Below are 7311 nucleotides of genomic sequence, written 5' to 3'. Positions count from 1 at the left end.
GGCGATTCGGGAATCGCCTGTAAATATGGACTGGCGATTCCCGAATCGCCCCTACAGAGATAATGGAGCCTCTAGTTGACGGGTTGGCTCCTCATCCGGTTGTCCAAGACTAACTCTTCAGCCTGCGTTTGGCGTAGCCTGCGCGCCAGCGCTTAGGCAGGCTTCGTCCGTGTAGCCCCACCCTTCAGGGTGCGGGTTTTTATTGGCGATTCCCGAATCGCCCCTACAGAGATAATGGATCCTCTATTTGGGTGTTTGGCTCTTCAGCCTGCGTAGGCAGGCTTCGTCCGTGTAGCCCCACCCTAAAGGGTGCGGGTTTTTATGGGCTGGCGATTCCCGAATCGCCCCTACAGAGATAATGGATCCTCTATTTGGGTGTTTGGATCCTCTTAACCCCGATTTTGAAGCCCGATCGCCTCCCATAACCGCATTCCCCCCCATCAAGGTTGTTGACACTACATCTAGTATTATCCCCGACTCTTATCTCTACTGATAGCGTAAAACCGGGTAAAAATGGCTCTCGATTCGGCTGGATTTTCAGGGTAAATTGTAACGAAATGTTACAATAGTGCTGTTAAAGCGGTTTAGCATCTTGACAGTCTGAAAAGGAATCGCTAACATGGTTCACATACCCGGGTAAATCAATTCAGCGTCCTATGCAAGATAAGCAAAAGGTTACATTGTATCTGCCACCAGAACTGCATCGCCAGCTCAAAATACGAGCCGCAGTAGACTCCGAGCCAATGTCAACCATTGCCGAACGAGCCATAGATTTTTACCTGACTCACCCCGGCGTGGTAGACGAACTAGAGTCATTCCACGGGCGCACCCATAGGGTCTATAACTGTCCCGACTGCACCAGCTCAATCGTGATGCGCGATGGAGAAATGGTATCCCTCAAAAACCAGCCGAGCGTATTGGCTGACGAAGGGTTGACGGTTGAGAAAGTGCCAGCGGTCACCGCGAACACCGATCAACAAGGTGAGGAACAACTCGTTCCCTGCTAAACCCAAACACTTCCACCGGGAAGTAAATTTAATGCTCCGCATCCAAACCCAGGGGCAATAAAGATCTAGCAATATTGTTGGCACCGTTTGTAGAAGGTCGATGGTCATGAAAGAAGAGCTCAATATCTTAATCCAAGCTCAATATCCTTTAATCTACCTCGTGACCTCCGAGGAAGAACGGGCCGAGCAGGCGATCGCAACGATTGCTCAGATCAAGCCCCAGCGTAAAGTCTTTATCTGGACTGTAACGCACGGGATCGTGGAGTATGGTCAACCCCGCAACGTTACCCAACACAATACTGTGTCGCCAGAAGCGGCTATTGAGTGGGTGGTACGGCAACGCGAGCCTGGTTTGTTTATCTTCAAAGATTTGCATCCCTTTATCGATTCTCCAGCGACTACTCGGTGGTTGAGAGATGCGATCGCCAGCTTTAAAGGCACGCAAAAAGCCATCATCCTAATGTCACCGCTCCAGCAAGTTCCCATCGAGCTTGAGAAAGAAGTCGTCGTCATTGACTTTGCTCTGCCGGATTTGGCAGAACTCAATCAGGTGCTATCCCAGCAACTAGAGACGAGTCGCACTCGCAAAATCACGACTGAAACGCGGGAAAAACTTTTAAAAGCCGCCCTCGGTCTGACGCGAGATGAAGCCGAAAAAGTCTATCGCAAAGCGCAAGTCACCAGTGGAAAACTGACAGAATCTGAAGTTGAAATCGTTCTATCCGAGAAAAAACAACTCATTCGACGCAATGGGATTCTCGATTATATAGAAGAAGACGAAACCCTAGATTCCGTCGGCGGTCTGGAAGAACTGAAACGCTGGCTTAGACAACGGTCCAATGCCTTTACGGAAAGGGCGCGAGAATATGGTTTACCTCAACCGAAAGGAATGTTAATTCTCGGGGTTCCGGGTTGTGGCAAGTCAATGATTGCCAAAACGACGGCGCGCCTATGGGGTTTACCCTTACTCCGATTGGACATGGGTCGTGTATATGACGGTTCAATGGTGGGGCGATCGGAAGCCAACCTTCGCAACGCCTTGAAAACAGCCGAATCCATTTCCCCTGTGCTACTATTTATCGATGAATTAGATAAAGCATTTGGTGGAAGCGGTGGATCATCGGACTCCGATGGAGGCACATCTAGTCGCATCTTTGGTTCCTTCCTAACCTGGATGCAAGAAAAAACCTCCCCCGTGTTCGTAATGGCTACAGCCAACCGTGTCGAACGCCTACCGGGCGAGTTCCTGAGAAAGGGACGATTTGACGAAATCTTCTTCGTTGACCTTCCTAACAACGAAGAACGGCAAGATATTTTTAAGATTCACTTGAGCAAACGGCGTCGAGAGATCGATCGCTTCGATATCGAGCAATTGGCGAAAGTCTCGGATGGATTTTCCGGGGCAGAAATCGAACAGGCTGTGATTGCAGCCATGTACGAGGCGTTTGCTCAAGACAGAGAATTTACGCAGCTAGACATCATCGCTTCGATTAAGTCTACGCTACCGCTGTCGAAGACCATGACCGAACAGGTCACTGCCCTGAGAGATTGGGCCAGACAGCGAGCTAGACCAGCTGCTTCTTCCGTCGCTGAATACCAGCGCATGGAGTTCTAAAGGCTTTCTCCTGGATTTTCCAGGAGCAAAGGCTAACCCACATATATCGGGTTAGCAGTGTCCGAAAACCGCAATTGCGGTTCCCTTCAAACCCAAATGTTGTCGTTTCTTTAACTATCTTACTGGAGGAAATCCAATGTCTCACTTTAGCACTCTCCGTACAAAAATCACCGATGCCGAGATCCTCAAGACTTCTTTGCGCGACTTAGGCATCAGCGTTAAATCCGATGCGGACGTTCGTGGTTACAATGGCCAGCGTGTTCGTTCCGACTTGGTTGCAGTTCTCGAAGGCGAATATGATCTGGGCTGGTCTCGCAACAGCGACGGCACCTACGACTTGATCGCTGACCTGTGGGGTGTTGCTAAGAAGCACAATCAGACCGAACTGATCAACGCTATTAACCAGAAGTACGCGGTTAATAAGACTCTCAATGAAGTTCGTCGTCCCGGGCTGCAAAACGCCAACGTTAAGCTCGTTGTTCAGTAAACATAGAGCGCGTTCCCTTGAAATACGGGTTAACCTACCAGAGGTTAGCCCGTTTTTTCTGTTTAGATAGGATTACGTGACGGAATACAGTCGGGGATATCGATGAAAGTTATACAACGGACATCAACTGAGTTAAGGCTACGGCTGATCCCCTGGGGCATTTGGATGTTTGGGGGAATCTTCGCGATCGCCGGTTTACTCCCCAGTCTGTTCACGGGGAAAACCAGTTTGACTTGCGATCGCCTGCCGGATGGTTCCGGGACTTGTGAAATCCGCCAGTCCACCCTGTGGCAAACTCGCCGCCAAACCTTTCCCCTAGAAGACTTACAGGGGACCGAGGTCGTCTCTAATCCCAGCAGCGAAGGGAATACCACTTATCAGGTTGTTCTCTTACTCCCGGAAAAATCCATTCCTCTAAGGGATTTTTCCAGTTCCGATCGCACTCACCATCAGGAACAAGCAGATCGCATCAACCAATTTGTGCAAGATCCAACCCAATCCAACTTGGCGATCGCAGAAGATTTGTTTGGGTTGATGGTCATCCCCTCCATCTTGTTCTCAGGGAGTGGTCTGTTAATCATTTGCTTCTTCGGCCAAATCATTATCATCGAATTTGACAAACTCTCCAATCAGTTTATTCTGATCCGTCGAGGACTCCTGGGGAGCAAACGGATTGAACATCCCCTGCGGAATATTGCCCGGAGTTATGTGGAACGAGGGAGTCGCAACACCTATCTCATCAAACTGATGCTAACTTCTGGAGAAACTTTTCCCGTAACGCCCTATAGCAGTTCCGGATATGATGAAAAATTCCGGGTCACTCAAGAAATCCAGAGCTTTCTCGGGGTAGAACCAACCGTGACAACAGATCCGAGGTCGTTGCTTCCTCAACCGGGAGATCTCTTGGGTCTAATGCTGGGGGGAAATCAAAAACGTCAACAACGGGTAGAGGAATATCAGGCCAGAATTTCCCGTCAACCAGAGGATATTCAGGCCCACCTCGGAATCGCCAGCGTTTTAGCCTTGCAAGGAAAACAACGAGAGGCTAAAGAACACTTAGAGAAATTTCGTTCCCAGTTCGCTGCCGAGGGAAAATATGATTTGGCACAGTTGCTCGACCAGGCGATCGCCTCAATGAACAGCTAACCTCATCCCACAGAACTCTCATCCATTCCTGATTGGTCCTCAACTCATCAACGCCCCCAGCCTTACCCAGTTAAAAACACAAAGGTGTCATTGAGCGCCACAATATCCACAAGATTAGAAACAAGTCCTGGGGTTAAAATAAGCCAGAGTCAAATCCTATTGATAGTTTATATGCAAACTTTCTCCGTTGAGCTAGAGCGAAAAATCCGAGAGTTAATCTACCAATGTGGGACCCGGGCTGAAGACTTGGCGAAACAACCCTACTCTGTTTCAGAAAAAGGGCCAGAAGATTATGTCACCAGCGTGGATCGGGAACTCGATCGCCTGTTAACTGCCGGATTTTCTGAGTTATTTCCCCAAGATGGAATTATTACTGAAGAAAACGAACGATCGCGACTGGCATTTAATGGCGATCGCGAACAACTCTGGTGCATTGACCCTCTGGATGGGACCGAAGGATTTATTCAAGGGAAGCCCCATTACTCCGTAATGATTGGCTTACTCTCAAATTTTCAACCGATCGCCGGTTGGATTTACGCCCCCGCTTTAGAGCAGATGTATTATGGCGGGACAGACTGGGGACTGTTTCAATCCGTCGGGGGTTCAGCCGTGGAACCCTTATCCCCCGTGGAACCCCCGCCACCGAACTCATCCGTTTGTCCGATTATGCTGGGGGACCGGGACCAACGAAATTTTGGGGAGGCGATCGCCCAATTAGTCCCGGGAGTCTGTTATTCTTCCCTCGGCAGTTTTGGCCTGAAAGTGATGGAAGTCATTTATGGACGCGCCGGACTCTATCTCTATCTCAATGGTCGAGTCAAACTTTGGGATACCGCTGGTCCCGTGGCCCTCGCCAAAGCTGCCGGATTAGTCTGTTGTGATTTAGAGGGAAAACCTTTGAGTTTTGAACCCTCCGCCCTTTCTTCGGATACCTTGATTCACAAACAAGCGATTTTAATTGGGTGGCCGAGTTATGTAGAAGCCTTGCGATCGCCCATTTGCGAAGCCGTATTAGCCACTCAAACCCAATAAGATTATCCCAAAAAATCAAATGGCCCAATTCTGTTGTTAAACACCTAACAATACTCTTCAGCCTGCGAAGGCAGGCTTCGTCCGTATAGCCCCACCCTTCAGGGTGCGGGTTGTGGCTATTTTATTTGTTGGAATACCCCAAACCATTCCGGATGAATCTTGCGCCCTCATTTTTCCGAAGACTGCAATTGAAGCTGTAACGGTTTATCCGGTTGGATTGCCAGACCGCTAAAATCCTGATTCACTGGGGCTTTTTGACCCTCCGACGGCCAGAAGACCCAGCGACTGCCTCGGGGTAACTGATTCAGACTGGCGCTATTTTGGGTCAGCCAGATTAAGGGTAAAAACGGAGGTTCCCCCACCGTTGCATCTTCTTCTCCAGGTTGGGTTGCGGCTAAAGCTTCTAACACTCGGTTATTGCTATGCACCAAACCTGTTCCGGCGCTCCAGAGTCGGACATTGAGTTGGCTACGTTCGGCATAGCAGTATAAAGAAGCTGCGGCGATGACGGCTGCTTCAAAATCTTCTAAATTCCAAGAACTGCCGCTATCGAGGGCAATAATCACTTCTTGTCCTCCGGTAGAAACTTCTAATTCTCGGACCCGCAGTTCCCCGAGACGTGCACTGCTACGCCAATGGATTAAGCGAGTGGGGTCGCCATATCGGTAGGGTCGGACTGTGCGGGTGATGCCTTCTGTTGCCATTTCGGCGCGGCGATCGCTATGAACCAGGAGGCTATCTTCTTGACCCATGCGATCGACTAAAGGACAGTGACTCAGGGGTAACACTTGGGGATAGACCACGGCGGTAGCGGGGACCTGACGCGATCGCTTGCACCAAAATAAGCCTAGGGGAGTGGCCGATCGTAACTGGACTTCATGCCAGCGATAAATACCCCGTCGTTGGGTGGGGTAGTAGTAGACCCAATGATGAATGCCATGAGGGGGGATTTCTTCGATGGCAGATTTCATGGGTTTTCCCAAGACGAACGGAATCAGATCCTCGACTTGCACCAAGGTTTTTGGCTTTGCCGTCTGATTGGCGATCGCCAGATCAAGCGTCAAGTCTTCCCCGGCGCTGACGGGTTCAATCCGGGCCCGATCAACTTGTAAATCCTGGAGCGATCGCACCGGCAACACTGCCCCAGTTCCCAACAAAGCAAAACTCACGCCACTGATGACATACAGCCATCCGGCCATCGTATTGGTTGCCGCGCCAAAGAAAAATATCGCCAGAATTAAGAGTAACCAACCGGCATAGGCAGGGGTGACCCAGTGAGTTTCCAGCCAATTGGCGATGCGATGGGGGATGCGGGTTTTTTTGGAGCGAGCTGCAATGGGTTTTGCTACAGTCATAATCGATGCTTTAGCCCTTACAGTAGCGAGTGGGTTGATTTTTCTATTTACTCTGAATAATAACCTAAAAAGAGACCCTCTTAATGGTTTAAGAGGGTCTCTTTAATCTTTACCCGGTCAGGGTTTAGGATGCAAAATTGCCATCAGTTCATTGAATAATAATTCAACAGCTTTAGCCGCAGTTTGACTGACAATCAGTTTTCCGAACCGCTTTTTAACCTCACCCTTTTTTAGGGTATCCGTTCCCTTGCCATCGGTTCCCAGTAATGAGGGGAAGTCGAGAGCGAGGGTTAGATTCTGTTCTAGCTGTTTAACGATCGCAGGGGAGAGCAAGGGACCTAGTTGAGTCTTGAGAGTTGCGATCGCATCCGTCTTCTGTTTTTCCAATAACCGGGAATGGTAGATCTCAGGGTTCTCGTTATATTGCCGGGTCCGGGTATCGTAGAATTCAGCGAGTTTTTTAGCGATCGGGTTATCAGGGCGAGACTTTGTGGGTGCGATAACCGTTACCACCCATAGATATAGCATCTGCCTTGATATCTTGGATCCGCTCTTTCGGGTGCGCTCCTTAGGGGATTGCAAAATATAAATCCTCCAACTGTTCAACTGAAAGGAAGGGATGTGTAGGGGCGCAATGCTTGCGCCCAATTCAGGGCGCAAGCATTGCGC

Annotated in this window: 7 protein-coding genes; 5 read left to right on the top strand and 2 right to left on the bottom strand. The window is 49.7% G+C overall.

All coding sequences use genetic code 11. The features are described from left to right. Positions 1 to 656: 656 nt before the first annotated feature. The 5 genes from NG833_RS29065 to NG833_RS29045 all read left to right on the top strand — a co-directional run bounded on the left by NG833_RS29065 (position 657) and on the right by NG833_RS29045 (position 5287). A complete protein-coding gene (locus NG833_RS29065) occupies positions 657 to 1007 on the top strand; it encodes a hypothetical protein (RefSeq protein ID WP_254568748.1) in 351 nt (116 codons plus the stop codon). 106 nt (positions 1008 to 1113) lie between these two features. Next, complete coding sequence (locus tag NG833_RS29060) at positions 1114 to 2622, top strand: AAA family ATPase (protein WP_254568747.1); 1509 nt, start codon at positions 1114 to 1116, stop codon at positions 2620 to 2622. A gap of 136 nt (positions 2623 to 2758) precedes the next feature. Further along, entirely contained in the window at positions 2759 to 3109 is a 351-nt protein-coding gene (locus NG833_RS29055; RefSeq protein ID WP_015149336.1) for a DUF1257 domain-containing protein, read from the top strand. Between the two features lie 102 nt (positions 3110 to 3211). Further along, entirely contained in the window at positions 3212 to 4255 is a 1044-nt protein-coding gene (locus tag NG833_RS29050) for a hypothetical protein (RefSeq protein WP_254568746.1), read from the top strand. Positions 4256 to 4426: 171 nt separating this feature from the next. Next, the gene (locus NG833_RS29045) at positions 4427 to 5287 is read left to right on the top strand and encodes a 3'(2'),5'-bisphosphate nucleotidase CysQ (RefSeq protein ID WP_254568745.1); all 861 of its coding nucleotides are present in this window, start codon (positions 4427 to 4429) and stop codon (positions 5285 to 5287) included. Between the two features lie 167 nt (positions 5288 to 5454). On the opposite strand, the gene NG833_RS29040 is transcribed toward NG833_RS29045, so the two are convergent. Continuing rightward, the gene (locus NG833_RS29040; RefSeq protein WP_254568744.1) at positions 5455 to 6642 is read right to left on the bottom strand and encodes a DUF58 domain-containing protein; all 1188 of its coding nucleotides are present in this window, start codon (positions 6640 to 6642) and stop codon (positions 5455 to 5457) included. 117 nt (positions 6643 to 6759) lie between these two features. Continuing rightward, a complete protein-coding gene (locus tag NG833_RS29035) occupies positions 6760 to 7170 on the bottom strand; it encodes a hypothetical protein (protein ID WP_254568743.1) in 411 nt (136 codons plus the stop codon). Positions 7171 to 7311: the final 141 nt, after the last annotated feature.

It is taken from the genome of Oscillatoria sp. HE19RPO, assembly GCF_024220515.1.
Taxonomy (GTDB): domain Bacteria; phylum Cyanobacteriota; class Cyanobacteriia; order Cyanobacteriales; family Laspinemataceae; genus Laspinema.
The sequence above is the reverse complement of the archived record's forward strand: the minus strand, read 5'-3'. Positions and strand labels throughout refer to the sequence as shown.

What these genes read in the sequence shown, in the direction of transcription:
- NG833_RS29040 (WP_254568744.1), bottom strand. Translation starts at nt 6,642, where the DNA reads ATGACTGTAGCAAAACCCATTGCAGCTCGCTCCAAAAAAACCCGCATC.
- NG833_RS29050 (WP_254568746.1), top strand. Translation starts at nt 3,212, where the DNA reads ATGAAAGTTATACAACGGACATCAACTGAGTTAAGGCTACGGCTGATC.
- NG833_RS29060 (WP_254568747.1), top strand. Translation starts at nt 1,114, where the DNA reads ATGAAAGAAGAGCTCAATATCTTAATCCAAGCTCAATATCCTTTAATC.
- NG833_RS29045 (WP_254568745.1), top strand. Translation starts at nt 4,427, where the DNA reads ATGCAAACTTTCTCCGTTGAGCTAGAGCGAAAAATCCGAGAGTTAATC.
- NG833_RS29065 (WP_254568748.1), top strand. Translation starts at nt 657, where the DNA reads ATGCAAGATAAGCAAAAGGTTACATTGTATCTGCCACCAGAACTGCAT.
- NG833_RS29035 (WP_254568743.1), bottom strand. Translation starts at nt 7,170, where the DNA reads ATGCTATATCTATGGGTGGTAACGGTTATCGCACCCACAAAGTCTCGC.
- NG833_RS29055 (WP_015149336.1), top strand. Translation starts at nt 2,759, where the DNA reads ATGTCTCACTTTAGCACTCTCCGTACAAAAATCACCGATGCCGAGATC.